This window comes from Streptomyces sp. NBC_01288 (assembly GCF_035982055.1).
Lineage (GTDB): Bacteria > Actinomycetota > Actinomycetes > Streptomycetales > Streptomycetaceae > Streptomyces.
Window position 1 is genome coordinate 8,657,447 of sequence record NZ_CP108427.1, and the last position, 21,801, is coordinate 8,679,247.

A 21,801-nucleotide genomic window follows, 5' to 3' on the forward strand; every position below is an offset into this window, starting at 1 on the left:
GTCACATGAGCAAGATCCTGATCCGCGGTGCGAAGGTCCTCGGCGGCGAGCCGCAGGACGTGCTGATCGACGGGGACACCATCGCCGAGGTCGGCAGCGGACTGTCCGCCGAAGGTGCCGAGGTCGTCGAGGCCGACGGCAAGGTGCTGCTGCCCGGCCTCGTCGACCTGCACACCCACCTCCGCGAGCCCGGCCGCGAGGACTCCGAGACCGTCCTGACCGGCACCCGCGCGGCCGCCAGCGGGGGCTACACGGCCGTGTTCGCCATGGCCAACACCTTCCCGGTCGCCGACACCGCCGGTGTCGTCGAGCAGGTCTACCGGCTCGGCCAGGAGCACGGGTACTGCGATGTGCAGCCCATCGGCGCCGTCACCGTCGGCCTGGAGGGCAAGAAGCTCGCCGAGCTGGGCGCGATGCACGAGTCGGCCGCCGGGGTCACCGTCTTCTCCGACGACGGCAAGTGCGTCGACGACGCGGTGATCATGCGCCGGGCGCTGGAGTACGTGAAGGCCTTCGGGGGAGTCGTCGCCCAGCACGCGCAGGAGCCGCGCCTCACCGAGGGCGCCCAGATGAACGAGGGTGTCGTCTCCGCCGAACTCGGGCTCGGGGGCTGGCCCGCGGTGGCCGAGGAATCGATCATCGCCCGGGATGTCCTGCTCGCCGAGCACGTCGGTTCCCGCGTCCACATCTGCCACCTGTCGACCGCCGGGTCCGTCGAGATCGTCCGCTGGGCCAAGTCCCGGGGCATCGACGTCACCGCCGAGGTCACCCCGCACCACCTCCTCCTCACGGATGAGCTGGTGCGCTCCTACAACCCCGTCTTCAAGGTCAACCCGCCGCTGCGCACCGAGCGCGATGTGCTGGCCCTGCGCGAGGCGCTCGCCGACGGCACGATCGACATCGTCGCCACCGACCACGCCCCGCACCCGCACGAGGACAAGGACTGCGAGTGGGCCGCCGCCGCCATGGGGATGGTCGGCCTGGAGACCGCGTTGTCAGTGGTGCAGGAGACCATGGTGGACACGGGGCTCCTCACCTGGACCGGGGTCGCCGAGCGCATGTCCGTCAAGCCCGCCGAGATCGGGCGGGCGGTGGGGCACGGCCGTCCCGTCTCGGCTGGTGAGCCCGCCAACCTCACGCTCGTCGACACGGAATACCGTGGGTCGGTGGACCCCGCGGGCTTCGCTTCGCGCAGTCGCAACACCCCGTACGAGGGGCGTGAGCTGCCGGGCCGTGTGACGCACACCTGGCTCCGGGGCAAGGCCACGCTCGTCGACGGGAAGCTCACGTGACACCTCTGGAACTGACCCACCTCGCGGCCGGGGAGAAGTCCGCCCCGGTGACCGACTGGGCCGCCCGTATCGGCTGGCTCGTCGGCCTCGCCCTCTTCATCGCGCTCGTCTACTGGCTGATGCGCGAGGGCTGGAAGTGGCGCGGCACGCTCCAGGGTGACGTCCCGGAGCTGCCCACCGCGCCGGAAGAGGTGGGCGAGGCGAAACTGGCTGTGTTGTCGATGAGTGGCCGCTACCACGGCTCCACCACCGCAGGCCAGTGGCTCGACCGCATCGTGGCGCACGGCCTGGGCACCCGCAGCCGGGTCGAGCTGACGCTGACTGAGGCCGGCCTGGATGTCGTACGACCGGGAGCCACCGACTTCTTCATCCCGGCCGGCGCGCTGCGCGAGGCACTGCTCGGCAAGGGCATCGCCGGGAAGGTCCTCAGCGAGGGCGGGCTGCTGGTCGTGACGTGGGCGCACGGGGACCGGCTGATCGACTCCGGGTTCCGCTCCGACCACGCGGCCGAGCACACGGAGTGGGTCGACACCCTGAACAGCATGATCAACAAGAGTCTCGAAACGACCGACACGGAAGGCGCACGATGACGACCTCCACCAGGGGAGCCGCCAAGGTTCCCGCCGTACTCGTCCTGGAGGACGGCCGGATCTTCCGCGGCCGCGCCTACGGGTCCGTGGGGGTGACCTTCGGCGAGGCCGTGTTCTCCACCGGCATGACCGGCTACCAGGAGACCCTGACCGACCCGTCGTACCACCGCCAGGTCGTCGTGATGACCGCCCCGCACATCGGCAACACCGGGGTGAACGACGAGGACTCCGAGTCGGCCCGCATCTGGGTCGCCGGTTACGTGGTGCGCGACCCCGCGCGCGTGCCGTCCAACTGGCGCTCCCGCCGCTCCCTGGACGAGGAACTGCGCAACCAGGGCGTCGTCGGGATCTCCGGCATCGACACGCGCGCGTTGACCCGCCATCTGCGCGAGCGCGGCGCCATGCGCGTCGGCATCTTCTCCGGGCCCACGTTGCCCGACGACGACACCATGCTCGCCGAGGTGCGCCAGGCCCCCGAGATGACGGGCGCGAACCTCTCCGCCGAGGTCGCCACCAAGGAGACGTACGTCGTCCCCGCGATCGGTGAGAAGAAGTTCACCGTCGCCGCCGTCGACCTCGGCATCAAGGGCATGACCCCGCACCGCATGGCCGAGCGCGGCATCGAGGTGCACGTGCTCCCGGCCACCGCGACCGTCGAGGACGTCTACGCCGTACAGCCCGACGGGGTCTTCTTCTCCAACGGACCCGGCGACCCCGCCACCGCCGACCACCCGGTCGCCGTCATGCGGGCGGTCCTGGAGCGCGGCACCCCGCTCTTCGGCATCTGCTTCGGCAACCAGATCCTCGGCCGCGCGCTCGGCTTCGGCACGTACAAGCTGAAGTACGGCCACCGGGGCATCAACCAGCCCGTGCAGGACCGTACGACCGGCAAGGTCGAGGTCACCGCGCACAACCACGGCTTCGCCGTCGACGCGCCCCTCGACAAGGTCTCCGACACGCCGTACGGCCGCGCCGAGGTCTCACACGTCTGCCTGAACGACCAGGTCGTCGAGGGGCTGCGACTGCTCGACCGGCCGGCGTTCAGCGTCCAGTACCACCCCGAGGCGGCAGCCGGCCCGCACGACGCCGCCTACCTGTTCGACCGCTTCACGTCTTTGATGGAGGGCCAGCGTGCCTAAGCGCACCGATATCCAGTCCGTCCTGGTCATCGGCTCCGGCCCGATCGTCATCGGCCAGGCCGCCGAGTTCGACTACTCCGGCACCCAGGCCTGCCGCATCCTGCGCGCCGAGGGCCTCCGCGTCATCCTGGTCAACTCCAACCCGGCGACGATCATGACCGACCCGGAGATCGCCGACGCCACCTACGTCGAGCCGATCACCCCGGACTTCGTCGAGAAGATCATCGCCAAGGAGCGCCCCGACGCCCTCCTGCCCACCCTGGGCGGTCAGACGGCGCTCAACACCGCCATCTCGCTGCACGAGGCGGGCACCCTGGAGAAGTACGGCGTCGAGCTGATCGGCGCCAACGTCGAGGCCATCCACAAGGGTGAGGACCGCAACCTCTTCAAGGATGTCGTCGAGGCCGTCCGCCAGAAGATCGGCTACGGCGAGTCCGCCCGCTCGGTCATCTGCCACTCCATGGACGACGTGATCGCCGGCGTCGACACCCTCGGCGGCTACCCGGTCGTCGTCCGCCCCTCGTTCACCATGGGCGGCGCCGGCTCCGGTTTCGCGCACGACGAGGAGGAGTTGCGCCGCATCGCCGGCCAGGGCCTCACGCTGTCTCCCACCACCGAGGTCCTCCTGGAGGAGTCCATCCTCGGCTGGAAGGAGTACGAGCTGGAGCTGATGCGCGACAAGAACGACAACGTCGTGGTCGTCTGCTCCATCGAGAACTTCGACCCCATGGGCGTGCACACCGGCGACTCGATCACCGTCGCCCCGGCGATGACGCTGACCGACCGCGAGTACCAGGTACTGCGTGACGTGGGCATCGCGATCATCCGCGAGGTCGGCGTCGACACCGGCGGCTGCAACATCCAGTTCGCGATCGACCCGGTCGACGGCCGCGTCATCGTCATCGAGATGAACCCGCGCGTGTCCCGTTCCTCGGCCCTCGCCTCCAAGGCGACCGGCTTCCCGATCGCCAAGATCGCCGCCAAGCTGGCCGTCGGCTACACGCTCGACGAGATCCCGAACGACATCACGCGCGAGACCCCGGCCTCTTTCGAGCCGACCCTCGACTACGTCGTCGTGAAGGCACCGCGCTTCGCCTTCGAGAAGTTCCCGAGCGCCGACTCGACCCTGACGACCACCATGAAGTCGGTCGGCGAGGCCATGGCCATCGGCCGGAACTTCACCGAGGCCTTCCAGAAGGCGCTGCGCTCGCTGGAGAAGAAGGGCAGCCAGTTCACCTTCGTCGGCGAGCCCGGCGACAAGATCCAGCTCCTGGAGGAGGCCGTACGGCCCACCGACGGCCGGATCAACACCGTCATGCAGGCCATCCGCGCGGGCGCCACCCAGGAGGAGATCTTCGAGTACACGAAGATCGACCCCTGGTTCGTCGACCAGCTCTTCCTCATCAAGGAGATCGCCGACGAGCTGGCCGCCGCCGACAAGCTGGACCCGGAGCTGCTCGCCGAGGCCAAGCGGCACGGTTTCTCCGACCAGCAGATCGGCGAGATCCGCGGGCTGCGCGAGGATGTCGTCCGCGAGGTCCGGCACGCGCTCGGCATCCGCCCGGTCTACAAGACGGTCGACACCTGCGCCGCCGAGTTCGCCGCGAAGACCCCGTACTTCTACTCGTCCTACGACGAGGAGAACGAGGTCGCCCCGCGCGAGAAGCCCGCGGTCATCATCCTGGGGTCGGGCCCCAACCGCATCGGCCAGGGCATCGAGTTCGACTACTCCTGCGTCCATGCCTCCTTCGCGCTGAGCGACGCGGGCTACGAGACCGTGATGGTCAACTGCAACCCCGAGACCGTCTCCACGGACTACGACACCTCCGACCGCCTGTACTTCGAGCCGCTCACGTTGGAAGACGTGCTGGAGATCGTCCACGCGGAGTCCCTGGCCGGTCCGGTCGCGGGCGTCATCGTGCAGCTCGGCGGCCAGACCCCGCTCGGTCTCGCCCAGGCCCTCAAGGACAACGGCGTCCCGATCGTCGGCACCCCGCCCGAGGCGATCCACGCCGCCGAGGACCGCGGCGCCTTCGGCCAGGTCCTCGCGGAGGCGGGCCTCCCCGCCCCCAAGCACGGCACCGCGACGACCTTCGTGGGCGCCAAGGCCATCGCCGACGAGATCGGGTACCCGGTCCTCGTCCGCCCGTCGTACGTCCTCGGCGGCCGCGGCATGGAGATCGTCTACGACGAGACCCGCCTGGAGTCGTACATCGCCGAGTCCACCGAGATCAGCCCCTCCCGGCCGGTCCTGGTCGACCGCTTCCTGGACGACGCCATCGAGATCGACGTCGACGCGCTCTACGACGGCCACGAGCTCTACCTCGGCGGCGTCATGGAGCACATCGAGGAGGCCGGCATCCACTCCGGCGACTCGGCCTGCGCCCTGCCGCCGATCACCCTGGGCGGCTTCGACATCAAGCGCCTGCGGGCCTCAACCGAAGCCATCGCCAAGGGAGTCGGCGTCCGCGGACTGATCAACATCCAGTTCGCGATGGCCGGCGACATCCTCTACGTCCTGGAGGCCAACCCGCGCGCGTCCCGTACGGTCCCCTTCACCTCGAAGGCGACCGCGGTACCGCTCGCGAAGGCCGCCGCCCGCATCTCGCTGGGCGCGACCGTCGCCGAACTGCGCGCCGAGGGGCTGCTACCGGCCCACGGCGACGGCGGCGAACTCCCGCTGGACGCGCCGATCTCCGTCAAGGAGGCCGTCATGCCGTGGTCGCGTTTCCGCGACATCCACGGGCGCGGCGTCGACACGGTGCTGGGCCCGGAGATGCGCTCCACCGGCGAGGTCATGGGCATCGACTCCGTCTTCGGCACGGCGTACGCCAAGTCCCAGGCGGGCGCCTACGGCCCGCTGCCCACCAAGGGCCGCGCGTTCATCTCGGTCGCCAACCGCGACAAGCGCTCGATGATCTTCCCGGCGCGCGAACTGGTCGCCCACGGCTTCGAGTTGCTCGCCACGTCCGGCACCGCCGAGGTCCTGCGGCGCAACGGCCTGAACGCGACGGTCGTCCGCAAGCAGTCCGAGGGCGTCGGCCCGAACGGCGAGAAGACCATCGTCCAGCTCATCCACGACGGCGAGGTCGACCTCATCGTCAACACGCCCTACGGCACCGGCGGCCGCCTCGACGGCTACGAGATCCGTACGGCGGCCGTGGCGCGGTCCGTGCCCTGCCTCACGACGGTCCAGGCGCTCGCCGCCGCCGTCCAGGGCATCGACGCCCTCAACCACGGGGACGTGGGAGTGCGTTCACTCCAGGAACACGCCGAACACCTGACCGCGGCCCGCGACTAGCAGCCCTGAGGGGGACACCGGAAACGGTGTCCCCCTCTTCATGAGGCTCACGAGGTTTCGAAGGACACCTGAGACATGTACAAGCTTTTCTTCCGTCTGGTCTTCAAACGGATGGACCCGGAGCAGGCCCATCACCTCGCCTTCCGCTGGATCCGGCTCGCCGCCCGCATCCCCGTGCTGCGGACGTTCGTCGCGGCCGCCCTCGCGCCCCGGTACGAGGAGCTGCGCACGGAGGCGTTCGGGCTGCGCATGCACGGCCCCTTCGGGCTCGCGGCGGGCTTCGACAAGAACGCGGTCGCGATCGACGGCATGTCGATGCTCGGCTTCGACCACGTCGAGATCGGCACGGTCACGGGGGAGCCGCAGCCCGGCAACCCCAAGAAGCGGCTGTTCCGCCTCGTGCCGGACCGGGCGCTCATCAACCGCATGGGCTTCAACAACGAGGGCTCCGCGGCCGTGGCGGCCCGTCTGGAGGCGCGTGCGGCGGTCTTCCGGACCGTCGTGGGCGTCAACATCGGCAAGACCAAGGTCGTACCCGAGGAGGAGGCCGTCGGCGACTACGTGAAGTCGACCGAGCGGCTCGCCCGGCACGCCGACTATCTCGTCGTCAACGTGTCGTCACCCAACACGCCCGGGCTGCGCAACCTCCAGGCGACCGAGGCGCTGCGCCCGCTGCTGAGCGCCGTCCGCGAGGCCGCCGACCGCGCCGTGACCGACCGACACGTCCCGCTCCTGGTGAAGATCGCCCCGGACCTCGCCGACGAGGACGTGGACGCCGTCGCCGACCTTGCCCTGGAACTCGGCCTGGACGGCATCATCGCCACGAACACCACCATCGCGCGCGAGGGCCTCGGTCTGACATCCGAACCCGAACTCGTCAAGGAGACCGGCGGACTGTCCGGAGCCCCGCTGAAGGCTCGTTCCCTGGAGGTACTGCGCCGCCTCTACGCACGCGTGGGTGACCGCATCACCCTCGTGGGCGTCGGCGGCATCGAGAACGCCGAGGACGCCTGGCAGCGCATCCTCGCCGGCGCCACGCTCGTGCAGGGCTACAGCGCCTTCATCTACGAAGGGCCCTTCTGGGGCCGCACCATCCACAAGGGCCTCGCCGCACGCCTGCGCACGAGCCCGTACGCCACTCTCGCCGACGCGGTCGGCGCCGACGCAAGGAAGCCGGTATGAGCCCTCTCGAACCCTTCGGCGCACGTCTCCGCCGGGCCATGGACGAACGCGGCCCGCTCTGCGTCGGCATCGACCCGCACGCCTCGCTGCTCACCGAGTGGGGCCTGAACGACGACGTGGCCGGCCTGGAACGGTTCAGCCGCACGGTCGTCGAGGCTCTCGCCGACCGGGTCGCCGTCCTCAAGCCGCAGAGCGCGTTCTTCGAGCGCTTCGGCTCACGCGGGATCGCCGTCCTGGAGAAGTCCGTCGAGGAGGCACGGGCGGCCGGCGCGCTCGTCGTGATGGACGCCAAGCGCGGCGACATCGGCTCGACCATGGCCGCGTACGCCGAGTCCTTCCTCCGGAAGGACTCCCCGCTGTTCTCCGACGCGCTGACCGTCTCGCCGTATCTCGGCTACGGCTCGCTCGCCCCGGCGATCGCCCTGGCCCGCGAGAGCGGCGCCGGGCTCTTCGTGCTCGCGCTGACCTCCAACCCGGAGGGCGGCGAGGTGCAGCACGCGGTCCGCGCGGACGGCCGGAACGTCGGAGCGACCATGCTGGCCCACCTCGCCGCAGAGAACACGGGGGAGAAGCCCCTGGGCTCCTTCGGGGCGGTCATCGGCGCCACGCTGGGGGACCTGTCGTCGTACGACCTCGACATCAACGGTCCGCTCCTCGCGCCCGGAGTCGGGGCTCAGGGGGCCACTCCGGCCGATCTCCCCGGGGTCTTCGGGAAGGCGCTGCGCAACGTCGTCCCGAACGTGAGCCGGAGTGTTCTACGTCACGGTCCCGACGTGGGAGCCCTGCGGACGGCCTCGGACGGCTTCGCGGAGGAGATCCGCGTCGCCTTTGCGACCGTCTGAGGTGTTCGAACGGGTCGATCGAGTCCTCCGATGAGTGGCTCGACGAGCGACTCCGGAGCGACTTGAGTCTGAATACATCCTCAAATCAGGGGCGTTATGCCGGAAATGTCCGTCCTGGCGCAGGCTGACCAGGACTTTTCCTCTGTTCTCGCTGACTCTGGCGTCCCTGGCCGCTAGTCTCCGAGCAGAGTTAACGGGCAAGCGTGTTGCTCGTAGCTCCCCAGGTGTGGGGCGACTAGGTTCCTCACCGGTCCGTATCCGACAGTTCGACATCCGAGGTGACGTAGGCGTGGCTCTTCCGCCCCTTACCCCTGAACAGCGCGCAGCCGCGCTCGAAAAGGCCGCCGCGGCTCGCCGGGAGCGGGCCGAGGTCAAGAATCGACTCAAGCACTCCGGCGCCTCCCTGCATGACGTCATCAAGCAGGGCCAGGAGAACGACGTCATCGGCAAGATGAAGGTCTCCGCCCTGCTTGAGTCCCTGCCCGGCGTGGGCAAAGTCCGCGCCAAGCAGATCATGGAGCGACTCGGTATCTCCGAGAGCCGCCGTGTCCGTGGCCTTGGTTCCAACCAGATCGCCTCCCTGGAGCGTGAGTTCGGCAGCACTGGTTCCTGAGTCCGGTCACTCCGGACCAGGAGTCCCGGGCACACCGGGATTGCTGGAATAATCGCTGCATGGCTGCAACATTCCGGGGGACGACCCCCGAGCCCCCGGACGTACGTCCGCGGCTGACCGTGCTCTCCGGCCCCTCTGGGGTCGGCAAGAGCACGGTCGTCGCCCATATGCGCAAGCAACACCCCGAGGTGTGGCTCTCGGTGTCGGCGACGACCCGCAGGCCCCGCCCCGGCGAGAAGCACGGCGTCCACTACTTCTTCGTCTCCGACGAGGAGATGGACAAGCTGATCGCCAACGGCGAGCTGCTGGAGTGGGCCGAATTCGCCGGCAACCGCTACGGCACGCCGCGTACGGCTGTGCTCGAACACCTGGAGTCCGGTGTGCCGGTCCTCCTGGAGATCGATCTCCAGGGTGCCCGGCAGGTCCGCGAGTCCATGTCCGAGGCGCACTCGGTGTTCCTGGCCCCTCCCTCCTGGGAGGAGCTGGTGCGCCGGCTCACCGGACGGGGCACCGAGCCGCCCGAGGTGATCGAGCGCCGCCTGGACGCGGCCAAGATCGAGCTCGCGGCGGAGCCCGAGTTCGACGCGACCCTGGTCAACACCTCCGTCGAGGACGTAGCGCGCGAGCTGCTAGCCTTGATGGAAGTTGTGTGATCGTTTTTCCGATCTCATCCCATCTTTCGGAAGGCAGAGCGTGTCCTCTTCCATCACCGCTCCCGAGGGCATCATCAACCCTCCGATCGACGAGCTTCTTGAGGCCACCGATTCGAAGTACAGCCTCGTGATCTACGCCGCCAAGCGTGCCCGTCAGATCAACGCGTACTACTCGCAGCTCGGCGAGGGCCTCCTGGAGTACGTCGGTCCGCTCGTCGACACCCACGTCCACGAGAAGCCGCTCTCCATCGCCCTGCGCGAGATCAACGCGGGTCTGCTGACCTCCGAGGCCGTCGAGGGCCCCGCGACCTGAGACGCAGCAGCTTTATCCACAGGCCCGGCAGCGACTGTCGGGCCTGTGGTGTGTCATGGAGTCGTACAGGTCGCACGAGTCGTACGAGTCGCACGCACGTTTCCGAATTCGGGGAGAGACGGTGGACAAGCCCAAGGTCGTTCTGGGGGTCAGCGGTGGCATCGCCGCGTACAAGGCGTGCGAGCTGCTGCGCAGACTGACGGAGTCGGGGCACGACGTCCGTGTCGTACCCACCGCGTCCGCCCTGCACTTCGTCGGCGCGGCCACCTGGTCCGCGCTCTCCGGGCACCCCGTCTCGACCGAGGTGTGGGACGACGTGCACGAGGTCCCGCACGTGCGTATCGGACAGAGCGCCGACCTGGTGATCGTGGCACCGGCGACGACCGACATGCTGGCGAAGGCGGCCCACGGCCTGGCCGACGACCTCCTCACCAACACCCTTCTCACCGCCCGCTGTCCGGTCGTCTTCGCGCCCGCCATGCACACGGAGATGTGGGAACACCCGGCCACCCAGGAGAACGTGGCGACACTGCGCCGCCGCGGCGCCGTCGTGATCGAACCGGCCGTCGGCCGGCTGACCGGCGTCGACACCGGCAAGGGCCGACTGCCCGACCCCACCGAGATCTTCGAGGTCTGCCGCCGGGTGCTCGCGCGGGGTGTCACCGAGCCCGACCTCACGGGCCGGCACGTCGTCGTCAGCGCCGGCGGCACCCGCGAGCCCCTCGACCCGGTCCGCTTCCTCGGCAACCGCTCTTCCGGCAAGCAGGGTTACGCCCTCGCGCGCACCGCCGCCGCCCGGGGGGCCCGGGTCACGCTGATCGCCGCGAACACGGGACTGCCGGACCCGGCGGGCGTGGACGTCGTCCCGGTCGGGACCGCCGTACAGCTGCGGGAAGCGGTGCTGAAGGCCGCCGCGGACGCGGACGCGGTCGTCATGGCCGCGGCGGTCGCGGACTTCCGGCCGGCGGAGTACGCGACCGGGAAGATCAAGAAGAAGGACGACAAGGAACCCGACCCGATCGTCCTGGTGCGGAATCCGGACATCCTCGCGGAGATCTCCGCCGACCGGGCCCGCCCCGGCCAGGTGGTCGTCGGGTTCGCCGCCGAGACGGACGACGTCCTCGCCAACGGCCGTACCAAACTGGCCCGCAAAGGGTGCGATCTGCTGGTGGTGAACGAGGTGGGGGAGCGCAAGACGTTCGGCTCCGAGGAGAACGAGGCGGTTGTACTGGGCGTCGACGGAAGCGAGACCGCCATTCCGTACGGTCCCAAGGAAGCCCTGGCCGAGACCGTGTGGGACCTGGTCGCACACCGTCTCGCCTGAATTGTTTCAGCCATCTGTCAGTCGTCTGTCAGTTCGCCGAAACCTGACATTGGTGCGTGGCGGGTCTGGCCAACGGCACTCGGCATTCGGCAAAATGCGCGTGCCGCAGGTCACAGCGTTTCCCGAGAGGCGAGACAGGTGGACCGTCTGTCGACCGCGACCGATAAACTGTTCTCGGACGATGTCGGGCGCAGCTCCCGTCCGTCCGCCAATGATCAGCCAGCAGCCGCTGCAACCTCAGGGAGCGTTGTGTCCCGTCGCCTTTTCACCTCGGAGTCCGTGACCGAAGGTCACCCCGACAAGATCGCTGACCAGATCAGCGACACCATTCTCGACGCGCTTCTGGCGGAGGACCCGACCTCCCGGGTCGCCGTCGAGACGCTGATCACGACCGGCCTGGTGCACGTGGCCGGTGAGGTCACCACCAAGACCTACGCGCCCATCGCGCAGCTCGTCCGCGACAAGATCCTGGAGATCGGCTACGACTCCTCCAAGAAGGGCTTCGACGGCGCCTCCTGCGGCGTGTCGGTGTCCATCGGCGCGCAGTCCCCGGACATCGCGCAGGGTGTCGACACGGCGTACGAGAACCGTGTCGAGGGCGACGACGACGAGCTCGACAAGCAGGGCGCGGGCGACCAGGGCCTGATGTTCGGCTACGCGACGGACGAGACGCCGACGCTGATGCCCCTCCCGATCTTCCTGGCGCACCGCCTCGCCAAGCGCCTCTCGGAGGTCCGCAAGAACGGGACGATCCCGTACCTGCGCCCCGACGGCAAGACCCAGGTCACCATCGAGTACGACGGCGACAAGGCCGTCCGCCTCGACACCGTGGTCGTCTCCTCGCAGCACGCGTCGGACATCGACCTGGAGTCCCTCCTCGCCCCCGACATCCGCGAGTTCGTGGTCGAGGCCGAGCTGAAGGCGCTCGTGGAAGAGGGCATCAAGCTCGACACCGACGGCTACCGCCTGCTCGTCAACCCGACCGGCCGCTTCGAGATCGGCGGCCCGATGGGCGACGCCGGTCTGACCGGCCGGAAGATCATCATCGACACGTACGGCGGCATGGCCCGTCACGGTGGCGGCGCGTTCTCGGGCAAGGACCCGTCCAAGGTGGACCGTTCGGCGGCGTACGCGATGCGCTGGGTCGCCAAGAACGTCGTCGCCGCGGGCCTCGCCTCGCGCTGCGAGGTCCAGGTGGCGTACGCGATCGGCAAGGCCGAGCCGGTGGGTCTGTTCGTCGAGACGTTCGGCACGGCCAAGGTCGACACGGACCGGATCGAGAAGGCGATCGACGAGGTCTTCGACCTGCGTCCGGCCGCCATCATCCGCGACCTGGACCTGCTGCGCCCGATCTACGCCCAGACCGCGGCCTACGGCCACTTCGGCCGCGAGATCCCCGACTTCACGTGGGAGCGCACCGACCGCGTGGACGCGCTGCGCAAGGCCGCTGGACTGTAGGTTCCGCGTCGTTCGTCAGGCTCTGCGAGGCCCGGTTTCCCTTGGGGGGAGCCGGGCCTCGGTGTTTCTCACCGGCGTCAGCGGCGGATGCCGCGGGCCGAGATGAGGAGTGCCGCCGCTGTGACGGCCGCGATGACCGCCGTCGAGTGTGCGTAGGCCTGGGTGTCGCCGGTGACGGCTGACTGGAAGCCGTGGAGGGCCCAGTAGCCCAGGGTCGCGGGGGCCACCGTGGAGACCCAGTGGGGGAGGACGGTGAGGGGGGTGAGGGGGACCAGGCAGCCGCTGAGGCAGGCGATCGTGAGGGCGCCGATGTCGGAGGCGGCGGCCAACTGGCCCTGGGTGCGGGCGTGGACGCCGAGTGCCAGGCCGCAGGAGGTGACGCAGGCCGCCCAGAGGAGGGCCAGCAGGGGGACGCGCCAGGTGCCGGCGGCGAGAGGGAAGCCGAAGGCCGCGGTCGCGAAGAGGAAGAGGACGGCCTGCTGGATCAGGAAGAGTGCGATCAAGGGGGCCGCTTTGCCGGCCAGGATGGTCGTGGGGGACGCCGGGCCGGAGCGCAGGCGGTCCCAGGTGTGCCAAGTGCGTTCGGAGAGCAGGAGTTGGCCGGCCACGTCCAGGGCCAGCAGTGTGAACATCACCGCGATGCCCGGAGCGGCCTGCACGATGCCCGGTGTGCCGGGGGTGGCCAGGCGGTCGTACACCGGGTGGAGCACGCTCAGCAGCACCAGGGACATGACGGTGTAGGCGACGGGGGTTCCCGGGTCCCGGACGAGCAGGACGAGGGTGTGGCGGGTCATGGCCCAGGTGCGGCGGGACGTGGTCCATGTGAGGTCAGGCCGCATCGCTGGTCTCCGTGGGGAGTTGGCCGGTGGCCAGGCCGCGGTAGAGGTCGTCCAGTGATGGTTCGCGGATCGCGGCCGAGCGGACTCGGGTGGTGTCGGGGCCCAAGTCCCGGAGGATCCGGGTCAGTTCCTGTGCCGGGTCCGTGGTGCTGAAGCGCAGTTCGCCGGGGGCGGTCGAGGCTTGTGTCAGGTGCCCGGGTACGGGGCCGTTGAACGTCATGGTGACCTCGCCGGGCAGGCCGTCGAGGAGGTCGGCGCGGTTGCCGCGGGCGATCACGCGGCCGGACGCGGCGACCGCGAGCGTGGCGTCCAGGTGCTCCAACTCCGGTAGGTAGTGCGTGGTGTAGCAGATCGCGGCGCCTTCGTCGGCGCGGGTCCTGACGAGTCGTAGCAGCGCTTCGCGGGTGGTGGGGTCGGCGCCGACGGTGGGTTCGTCGAGCAGCAGGACGCGGGGGCGGGGGAGGAGGACCGTGGCCGCCTGGGCGCGGCGCTGCTGGCCGCCGGAGAGAGTCGCGACGGGGCGGTCGAGTACGTCGGTGAGGAGCAACTCCTCGGCTACGGCGGTCAGTTCGGCGCGGAGTTCGGTGCGGCGCAGGCCGGCGAGGCCGCCGTAGAGGCGCAGGTTCTGGAGGAGGGTGGCGGTGGGGTAGAGGGCCAGTTCCTGGGGGGCCAGGCCGATCAGGGTGTGGGCGGAGCGTGGGGCCGTGGCGAGGTCCACTCCGGCTGCGTGGACTGTGCCCGCGTCGGGGTGCTCCAGGCCGGCGACCGTGCGGGCGAAGGTGGTTTTGCCGGCGCCGTTGTGGCCGATCAGGCCGCAGATCTCGCCGGGTTCGATGTGGAGGTCGAAGCCGTCGAGGGCCTGGACGGGGCCCCAGCGTTTGCGCAGGCCGGTGACGGTCAGCATGGGCACTCCCTCGATTCCGTCGGTATATACAACGTATACGTATACTGTGTATACGTAGCTCCGAGGGAGGATGTCAAGTGACGCCACGGCGGATCAGTCGTGATCAAGTGCTGGACGTGACATGGGAGTTGGCGACCCGGAAGGGGCTGGCGGCCGTCACGATGCGGGCCGTCGCGCAGGAGCTCGACGTGAACCCGATGACGCTCTACCGGCATGTCGGCGACAAGCAGGGACTCCTCGACGGCCTCGTGGAGCGGCTGCTGCTGGAGATCGAGGTGCCCGGTCCCGGGCTCGACTGGCGTGAGCAACTGCGCCTGCTCGCCCGCAGCATGCGGGCCACGGCCCGGCGCCACCCCGACCTGTTCCTGCTGCTCTTCCAGCGGCCGGCGGTCACACCGGGGGCCGTCGGGCCTCGGAACGCGGTCTACGGTGCCCTACGCGCCGCCGGTCTCCAGGAGGAGCGGATTCCGCGGGCCGAGCGGCTGCTGTCCACGTTCATGCTCGGGTTCGCCGCCTCGGAGGCCGGGGGGCGGTTCCGGGAGAGCGACCCGGACGCGGACATGGCTTTCGCCGAAGACCTCATCGTCCGGCTCCTCGCCGAGGGCTAGCGGGGCGTGTGCGTACGGCGGGCTGCGGTCGTTGTCAGTCGGGTTTGGTAAGAATGCAAGGGTGAGCAGCGCTGATGGGGAACGGGACGGTGGGGCGGAGGGTGCGCCGCCTGAGCAGCTTGCGCTGATTCGGGAGAGTGTGCGGCAGGCGAAGGGGCCGAAGGCCAAGCCGCGGACGTGGCGGGGGGCCGCGTTGGCCAAGGAGTTGCCCGTCGCGCGGGTGCTTGTCGACAAGGGGGTGCTGCATCTTGATCGGTACTTCGACTATGCGGTGCCGGAGGAGCTGGACGCCGACGCGCAGCCCGGGGTGCGGGTTCGGGTGCGGTTCGGGGCCGGGCGGCATCGGGTGCGGGACGGGCGGCGCGAGGGCGGGGGGCTGATCGACGGGTTTCTTGTCGAGCGGCTGGCCGAGTCCGACTACTCCGGGCCGCTTGCCGCGCTGGCGCAGGTCGTGTCGCCCGAGCCGGTGCTGAGTGAAGAGCTGTTGGGGCTCGCTCGGGCCGTTGCCGATCGGTATGCCGGGAGCCTTGCCGATGTGCTGCAACTCGCCGTGCCGCCGCGTAGTGCTCGCGCCGAGCAGAAGGCGTCGCCGGCGCCGTTGCCGCCGCCCGAGGTGCCCGAGGTGGGGTCCTGGGCGCGGTACGAGCGGGGGGCCGGGTTTCTGGAGGCGCTTGCCTCGGGGGGTGCGCCGCGGGCTGTGTGGAACACGCTGCCGGGGCCCGAGTGGAGCGAGGAGATCGCTCGGGCCGTCGCCGCGACGCTAGCCTCCGGGCGCGGGGCGCTCGTCGTCGTACCGGACGGGCGGGCCGCCGGGCGGGTCGACGCCGCGTTGACCGCACTGTTGGGGGAGGGGCGGCATGCGCTGCTCACCGCCGATGCCGGGCCCGAGAAGCGGTATCGGCAGTGGCTGGCCGTGCGGCGGGGGTCCGTGCGCGCGGTCGTCGGGACGCGGGCCGCGATGTTCGCGCCGGTGCAGGATCTGGGGCTTGTCGCGATCTGGGACGACGGGGACGGGAGTCACAGCGAGCCGCACGCGCCGCAGCCGCATGCGCGGGATGTGCTGCTGTTGCGGGCCGCGTTGGACAAGTGCGGTTTCTTGTTGGGGAGTTGGAGTTGCACGGTGGAGGCCGCGCAGCTCGTGGAGAGCGGGTGGGCGCGGCCGTTGGTCGCGTCGCGGGAGCAGGTGCGGGGGGCCGCGCCGCTCGTACGGACCGTGGGGGACGGGGACTTGGCGCGGGACGAGGCGGCTCGGGCCGCGCGGTTGCCTACGTTGGCTTGGCAGGCGGTGAGAGAAGGGCTGAAGCATGGGCCCGTGCTGGTGCAGGTGCCTCGGCGGGGGTATGTGCCGCGGATGGCGTGTGCTCAGTGTCGGGCCGCCGCGCGGTGCCGGCACTGTGCGGGGCCGTTGGAGGGGCAGGACGGGGGCGTGCTGCGGTGTGGGTGGTGCGGGGTCGAGGAGAGCTCCTGGCACTGTCCCGAGTGCGGGGGGTTCCGGTTGCGGGCTCAGGTGGTGGGCGCGCGGCGGACCGCGGAGGAGTTGGGTCGGGCGTTTCCTGCGGTGCCGGTGCGGACGTCCGGGCGGGAGCAGGTGCTTGACACGGTGCCGGGGACGCCTGCGTTGGTCGTGAGTACGCCGGGGGCCGAGCCGGTTGCCGACGGGGGGTATGCGGCGGCGTTGTTGCTGGACGGGTGGGCGATGCTGGGGCGGCCTGATCTGCGGGCCGGGGAGGACGCTTTGCGGCGGTGGATCGCGGCGAGTTCGTTGGTGCGGCCGCAGGGGGGTGGGGGGACTGTGGTTGTGGTGGCGGAACCTACCTTGCGGCCTGTGCAGGCGTTGGTGCGGTGGGATCCCGTTGGGCATGCGGTGCGGGAGCTTGCGGAGCGGGGGGAGTTGGGGTTTCCGCCGGTTTCTCGGATGGCCGCGGTGGCGGGGGTCGCGGGGGCTGTCGCGGAGTTTCTTGCCGCTGCTGAACTGCCTTCTGATGCCGAGGTGTTGGGGCCTGTGGCGGTGCCGGTTGTTTTGGGTGGGGGGGCAGCTCGGCGGGTGGGGGGGCCGGCTGTGGGGGAGGAGTGGGTGCGGGCGTTGATTCGGGTGCGGCCGGGGAGCGGGGGGGCGTTGGCTGCGGCGTTGAAGGCTGCGCAGGCTGCTCGGATGGCTCGGGGTGGGGGGGATGTGGTGCGGGTGCGGGTTGATCCGCCGGATATTGGGTGAGGTTCCCTCGGCCTTCGGCCTCGGTTTGTCTCCCACCCGCGCACCGCCCGTTCACCGTTCGTTGAGAGGTGGACGTTTCCTGTGGGGGTTCTCGCCGTTGGCGGGCAGCGGGCAGCGGGCAGCGGGCAGCGGGCAGCGGGCAGCGGGCAGCGGTTGTCGCGGGGGCGCTCGCCGGTCGCCGTCTTTTGAGGGTAGGGCTTTGGCGTCGCGGGGTTCGCCGCTGGCGGCTGTTCGGTGTGAGTGCGTCCGCGTTCCCGGCGTTTACGGCTGGCTGAGACATCGACCTTTGCCGTGGGTTCTCGCCGTCGGCGGTCCGCCGTTCGTGGGTGCTGCATGCAGGCGAGCGGGGTTTGGTATGCCGCTGCCTCCCGGGTTTTCGCCGGGAGGCAGGCAAGGTTCGGGTGGGGGTCAGCCGTTGCGGGGGCTGGGGAAGGCTGTGGGCCTGGTCTCTTCGCGGAGGGTGGGGCTGCCTGCTGTGGGCTGGGTCGGCATGGAGCGGGCCGCGGGGACCGTGGGGAGGACGGGCATCGTGGGCATGGTCGGGAGGCCCGTGTTGACGGCCACCGGGCGGGTCGTCGCCGCCTCCGTCGTGCGCTCGGCGTCGGCCGCGGCCTGGGTCGCGGCGCGGCGGGCGCCGTAGCGGCGGTGGACCGCCTGCTTGGTGACACCCAGGGCCGAGCCCACCGCGTCCCACGAGAAGCCGAGTGAGCGGTCGAAGTCCACGGCGGCCGTGACCAGGGTCTCGACACTGTCCCGCAGCTCCTGCGCGAGACGGACCGTCGGGGCGGGAGCACGTCCGTAGACGACGAAGCCCGTGGACGGGCCGGAGCGGCGCGGGCGGTAGACGTTGCCCAGCTGGGCGGTGAGCGTGCGCAGTGCGTCCACCTGCCGGCGGACCCGCTCGATGTCCCGCACCAGCAAGTGCAGGCTGGCCCGAGCCTGGGCGTCGTGGGTTGCGTGGTCGGCCATGAACAAGCCTCTCGAACCGGCGTTGAAAAGGATCGGGCCGCGCGAATGCGGCCCAAGGAGGTCAACTCTTTCTTGACCAACGCGTGTGCGCTCCGCTGGTCACGCGAAGGGGGCGTAGGGGCATATGCGTACGCCCCCGCTGAATCGGTGTGCGCTGCGGGCGCCGGGGAGTTGGGGGGAGTTCTCGGTGAGTTGACGGTGAGTTGTCAGTGAGTTGACGGGTGTGAGCCGCCGGGCGCGCTTGCCGGGACGCGCCATAGACTGGTGCGCTGCCCGCCCACCTCCGCCCGAGAGGCCCGAACCCTCCCATGAAGCTCGTCTTCGCCGGTACCCCCGAGGTCGCCGTTCCCGCCCTGGACGCCCTGATCGCCTCCGGGCGGCACGAGGTGGCCGCCGTCGTCACGCGGCCCGACGCGCCGGCCGGTCGTGGGCGCAGGCTGGTGGCGAGTCCCGTCGCCGAGCGGGCCGAGGAGGCGGGCATCGAGGTGCTGAAGCCCGGCAAGCCCCGCGACCCGGAGTTCCTGGAGCGCTTGCGGGAGATCGCCCCCGACTGCTGTCCCGTCGTCGCCTACGGCGCACTGCTGCCCCGCGTCGCCCTCGACATCCCCGCCCACGGCTGGGTCAACCTGCACTTCTCGCTGCTCCCCGCCTGGCGCGGCGCGGCCCCCGTGCAGCACTCCGTCATGTCCGGCGACGAGATCACCGGCGCCTCCACCTTCCTCATCGAGGAGGGCCTCGACTCCGGGCCCGTCTACGGCACCGTCACCGAGGAGATCCGCCCCACCGACACCAGCGGCGACCTGCTCACCCGGCTCGCGTTCGCCGGCTCGGGGCTGCTCGCCGCGACCATGGACGGCATCGAGGACGGCACCCTGAAGGCCGTACCGCAGCCGAACGAGGGCATCACCCTCGCCCCGAAGATCAACGTCGAGGACGCGCAGGTGGATTGGGCGGCTCCCGCGCTGAGGGTGGACCGGGTGGTGCGCGGGTGCACGCCCGCGCCCGGTGCCTGGACCGTGTTCCGCGGCGAGCGGCTCAAGCTCATCCAGGCGGTACCCGTGCCGGAGCGGACCGACCTCGCGCCCGGTGCGTTGGCCGTCGGCAAGAACAATGTGTATGTGGGCAGCGGTTCGTACGCCGTCGAGCTGCTGTGGGTACAGGCCCAGGGCAAGAAGCCGATGCGGGCGGCGGACTGGGCGCGCGGGGCGCGGATCCGGGCGGGGGAGAGCGTCGGGGCGCTCGAGGCTTCCTAGGCCTTGGGCGCTCTTGGACCCCGCGTGCTTCGGCGCTTCGGGACCCCGGTACTTCGGGACCCTTGGCACCCCGGGGTCTTGGGCGCTCCGGGCACCGCAGGATCCTCGGCACTCTGGCATCTTGGGCGCTCCGGGGCCTCTGGCGCCCCGGGCACCGCAGAACCCTCTACACCCTGGTATCTCGGGCACTCCGGGAGCCCAGGTACTCCTGACGCGCTGAGCCCTCCGGGGCCCCTGGCACCGGAGGGCCTTCCGCACCCCGGGACCCCTGGCACCCCTGGGCACTACAGGGTCTTCGGCACCCCGGCACCCCGGCACCCCGGAACCCCGGCACCCAGGGCGCCGCAGGGCCTTCGGTACCCCATCACCCGGGGTACCCCCAGCAGCCCGGGATCGCTGGTACCCCGGAACCCCTGGAACCCCTGGAACCCCTGGAACCCCTGGAACCCCTGGAACCCCTGGAACCCCTGGAACCCCTGGAACCCCTGGAACCCCTGGAACCCCTGGGCCCCTGGGCCCCTGGGCCCCTGGGCCCCTGGGCCCCTGGGCCCCTGGGCCCCTGGACCCCTGGAACCCCGGAACCCCGGAACCCCGGAACCCCGGAACCCCGGGAGTCCTGGCACCCCGGCACTTCGGGCACCCCGGAACCCAGGGACCCCCTAGCACCCCTGGCCCCCCGGAACCCGCCGCCTCCCCGGGACTTCCAGGCCCCCGGGACCCGCCCCATCCCCAGGACCTCCGGGCCCCCCGCCCCCCAGCACCCCCACGCGCCCGACGTCCCGCGCACAGGCACCCCGGTGCGACGTACCCTGGGCACACATCTCAGCCAGAAATCCGGAGCACCTTTTTCGTGAGTGAGCAGTCCCCGCGACCCCGTAAGCCCGGCAAGCCCTACCGTCGGCCGCAGAAGGACCCCGTCCGTTTCCTCGCGTTCGAGGCGTTGAGGGCCGTGGACGAGCGGGACGCGTACGCCAACCTCGTGCTGCCGCCGCTGCTGCGGAAGGCGCGCGAGAAGGGCGACTTCGATGCCCGGGACGCGGCGCTGGCGACCGAGCTGGTATACGGGACGCTGCGCAAGCAGGGGACCTACGACGCGATCATCGCCTCGTGTGTCGACCGGCCGTTGCGCGAGGTCGACCCGCCGGTGCTGGACGTGCTGAGCCTTGGGGTGCACCAGTTGCTCGGGACGCGGATCCCGACGCATGCCGCCGTGTCGGCCTCGGTCGAACTCGCCCGGGTCGTCCTCGGCGACGGGCGGGCCAAGTTCGTCAACGCCGTGCTGCGGAAGGTCGCGCAGGACGACCTCGACACCTGGATCGAGCGGGTCGCGCCGCCCTACGACGACGACCCCGAGGACAACCTCGCGATCGTGCACTCGCACCCGCGCTGGATCGTCTCCGCGCTGTGGGACTCGCTCGGCGGCGGACGCGCCGGTATCGAGGACCTGCTGGAGGCCGACAACGAACGGCCCGAGGTGACCCTGGTCGCCCGGCCCGGCCGGTCCACCACCGAGGAACTGCTCCGCGAGGAGGCCGCGGTGCCCGGGCGCTGGTCACCGTACGCCGTGCGGCTCAGTGAGGGTGGCGAGCCCGGGGCCGTGGCAGCGGTGAAGGAGGGCCGGGCGGGGGTGCAGGACGAGGGCAGTCAGTTGGTCGCTCTTGCGCTGGCCAACGCGCCCCTCGACGGGCCCGACGAGAAGTGGCTCGACGGGTGCGCCGGGCCCGGTGGCAAGGCCGCGCTGCTCGCCGCCGTGGCCGCCGAGCGCGGGGCGATGCTGCTCGCCTCCGAGAAGGCGCCGCACCGGGCCGGACTCGTGGCGAAGTCCCTTGCCGGGAACCCGGGGCCGTACCAGGTCATCACCGCCGACGGGACCCGGCCGCCGTGGCGTCCCGGCAGTTTCGACCGCGTGCTGATGGACGTGCCGTGCACCGGGCTCGGCGCACTGCGCCGCCGCCCCGAGTCCCGTTGGCGCCGCCGTCCGGAGGACCTCGAAGGATTCGCGCCCCTGCAACGCGATCTGCTGGGCACCGCGCTCGAATCCGTGCGCGTCGGCGGTGTCGTCGGCTACGCGACCTGCTCACCGCACCTCGCCGAGACCCGGGCCGTCGTCGACGACATCCTCAAGCAGTACCCGCACACCGAACTGATCGACGCCCGCCCGCTCCTGCCGGACGTCCCGGCACTCGGCGCGGGTCCCGACGTACAGCTGTGGCCGCATCTGCACGGCACCGACGCGATGTACCTGGCGCTCATCCGCCGCACCGGGTGACCTGGTGATCTGTCGGCCGCGTGCAGGGTCTCGCGGCTGA

18 protein-coding genes are annotated in these 21,801 nt (G+C 70.7%); 15 read left to right on the plus strand and 3 right to left on the minus strand.

What is annotated here, in order from left to right; all coding sequences use genetic code 11:
• Window positions 1-5 precede the first annotated feature (5 nt).
• The 11 genes from OG194_RS39000 (at window position 6) to metK (ending at window position 12,707) form a co-directional block, all read left to right on the plus strand.
• Window positions 6-1,292 carry a dihydroorotase gene (locus OG194_RS39000; RefSeq protein ID WP_327405433.1) on the plus strand — a complete coding sequence of 429 codons (1,287 nt, stop codon included), beginning with the start codon at window positions 6-8 and terminating at the stop codon, window positions 1,290-1,292.
• A complete protein-coding gene (locus tag OG194_RS39005) occupies window positions 1,289-1,882 on the plus strand; it encodes a PH-like domain-containing protein (protein WP_327405434.1) in 594 nt (197 codons plus the stop codon). Before OG194_RS39000 ends, OG194_RS39005 begins: the two co-directional genes overlap by 4 nt.
• Complete coding sequence (gene carA, locus OG194_RS39010; protein WP_327405435.1) at window positions 1,879-3,021, plus strand: glutamine-hydrolyzing carbamoyl-phosphate synthase small subunit; 1,143 nt, start codon at window positions 1,879-1,881, stop codon at window positions 3,019-3,021. Before OG194_RS39005 ends, carA begins: the two co-directional genes overlap by 4 nt.
• Complete coding sequence (carB, locus tag OG194_RS39015; RefSeq protein WP_327405436.1) at window positions 3,014-6,322, plus strand: carbamoyl-phosphate synthase large subunit; 3,309 nt, start codon at window positions 3,014-3,016, stop codon at window positions 6,320-6,322. Before carA ends, carB begins: the two co-directional genes overlap by 8 nt.
• Before the next feature lie 75 nt (window positions 6,323-6,397).
• A complete protein-coding gene (locus tag OG194_RS39020) occupies window positions 6,398-7,504 on the plus strand; it encodes a quinone-dependent dihydroorotate dehydrogenase (RefSeq protein WP_327405437.1) in 1,107 nt (368 codons plus the stop codon).
• The gene (gene pyrF / locus OG194_RS39025; protein ID WP_327405438.1) at window positions 7,501-8,346 is read left to right on the plus strand and encodes an orotidine-5'-phosphate decarboxylase; all 846 of its coding nucleotides are present in this window, start codon (window positions 7,501-7,503) and stop codon (window positions 8,344-8,346) included. Before OG194_RS39020 ends, pyrF begins: the two co-directional genes overlap by 4 nt.
• A gap of 289 nt (window positions 8,347-8,635) precedes the next feature.
• Window positions 8,636-8,959 (plus strand): integration host factor, encoded by a 324-nt coding sequence (locus OG194_RS39030; RefSeq protein WP_019059734.1) that lies wholly within the window; start codon window positions 8,636-8,638, stop codon window positions 8,957-8,959.
• A gap of 59 nt (window positions 8,960-9,018) precedes the next feature.
• Window positions 9,019-9,612, plus strand: coding sequence for a guanylate kinase (gene gmk, locus OG194_RS39035; protein WP_327405439.1), 594 nt, complete (start codon window positions 9,019-9,021; stop codon window positions 9,610-9,612).
• A 40-nt stretch (window positions 9,613-9,652) separates the two neighbouring features.
• Window positions 9,653-9,925 (plus strand): DNA-directed RNA polymerase subunit omega, encoded by a 273-nt coding sequence (gene rpoZ, locus OG194_RS39040; protein WP_019059732.1) that lies wholly within the window; start codon window positions 9,653-9,655, stop codon window positions 9,923-9,925.
• 121 nt (window positions 9,926-10,046) lie between these two features.
• Window positions 10,047-11,249: a bifunctional phosphopantothenoylcysteine decarboxylase/phosphopantothenate--cysteine ligase CoaBC gene (gene coaBC / locus OG194_RS39045; protein WP_327405440.1), complete on the plus strand. Its 1,203-nt coding sequence runs from the start codon at window positions 10,047-10,049 to the stop codon at window positions 11,247-11,249.
• Window positions 11,250-11,498: 249 nt separating this feature from the next.
• Window positions 11,499-12,707 (plus strand): methionine adenosyltransferase, encoded by a 1,209-nt coding sequence (gene metK / locus OG194_RS39050; protein ID WP_327405441.1) that lies wholly within the window; start codon window positions 11,499-11,501, stop codon window positions 12,705-12,707.
• Window positions 12,708-12,784: 77 nt separating this feature from the next.
• Here the strand turns inward: metK and OG194_RS39055 are convergent, their stop codons facing one another.
• Both OG194_RS39055 and OG194_RS39060 read right to left on the minus strand, forming a co-directional pair.
• Complete coding sequence (locus OG194_RS39055) at window positions 12,785-13,546, minus strand: ABC transporter permease (RefSeq protein ID WP_327405442.1); 762 nt, start codon at window positions 13,544-13,546, stop codon at window positions 12,785-12,787.
• Entirely contained in the window at window positions 13,536-14,450 is a 915-nt protein-coding gene (locus tag OG194_RS39060; protein WP_327405443.1) for an ABC transporter ATP-binding protein, read from the minus strand. Before OG194_RS39060 ends, OG194_RS39055 begins: the two co-directional genes overlap by 11 nt.
• A gap of 77 nt (window positions 14,451-14,527) precedes the next feature.
• Here OG194_RS39060 and OG194_RS39065 point away from each other — a divergent pair, with 77 nt between their 5' ends.
• Window positions 14,528-15,058: a TetR/AcrR family transcriptional regulator gene (locus OG194_RS39065; RefSeq protein ID WP_327405444.1), complete on the plus strand. Its 531-nt coding sequence runs from the start codon at window positions 14,528-14,530 to the stop codon at window positions 15,056-15,058.
• A gap of 61 nt (window positions 15,059-15,119) precedes the next feature.
• Window positions 15,120-17,270 (plus strand): primosomal protein N', encoded by a 2,151-nt coding sequence (locus OG194_RS39070; RefSeq protein WP_327405445.1) that lies wholly within the window; start codon window positions 15,120-15,122, stop codon window positions 17,268-17,270.
• 408 nt (window positions 17,271-17,678) lie between these two features.
• On the opposite strand, the gene OG194_RS39075 is transcribed toward OG194_RS39070, so the two are convergent.
• A complete protein-coding gene (locus OG194_RS39075) occupies window positions 17,679-18,239 on the minus strand; it encodes a hypothetical protein (RefSeq protein ID WP_327405446.1) in 561 nt (186 codons plus the stop codon).
• Window positions 18,240-18,547: 308 nt separating this feature from the next.
• Here OG194_RS39075 and fmt point away from each other — a divergent pair, with 308 nt between their 5' ends.
• The gene (gene fmt, locus OG194_RS39080; RefSeq protein WP_327405447.1) at window positions 18,548-19,492 is read left to right on the plus strand and encodes a methionyl-tRNA formyltransferase; all 945 of its coding nucleotides are present in this window, start codon (window positions 18,548-18,550) and stop codon (window positions 19,490-19,492) included.
• A gap of 850 nt (window positions 19,493-20,342) precedes the next feature.
• Window positions 20,343-21,761, plus strand: coding sequence for an RsmB/NOP family class I SAM-dependent RNA methyltransferase (locus tag OG194_RS39085; RefSeq protein WP_327405448.1), 1,419 nt, complete (start codon window positions 20,343-20,345; stop codon window positions 21,759-21,761).
• The last annotated feature ends 40 nt before the right edge of the window (window positions 21,762-21,801 follow it).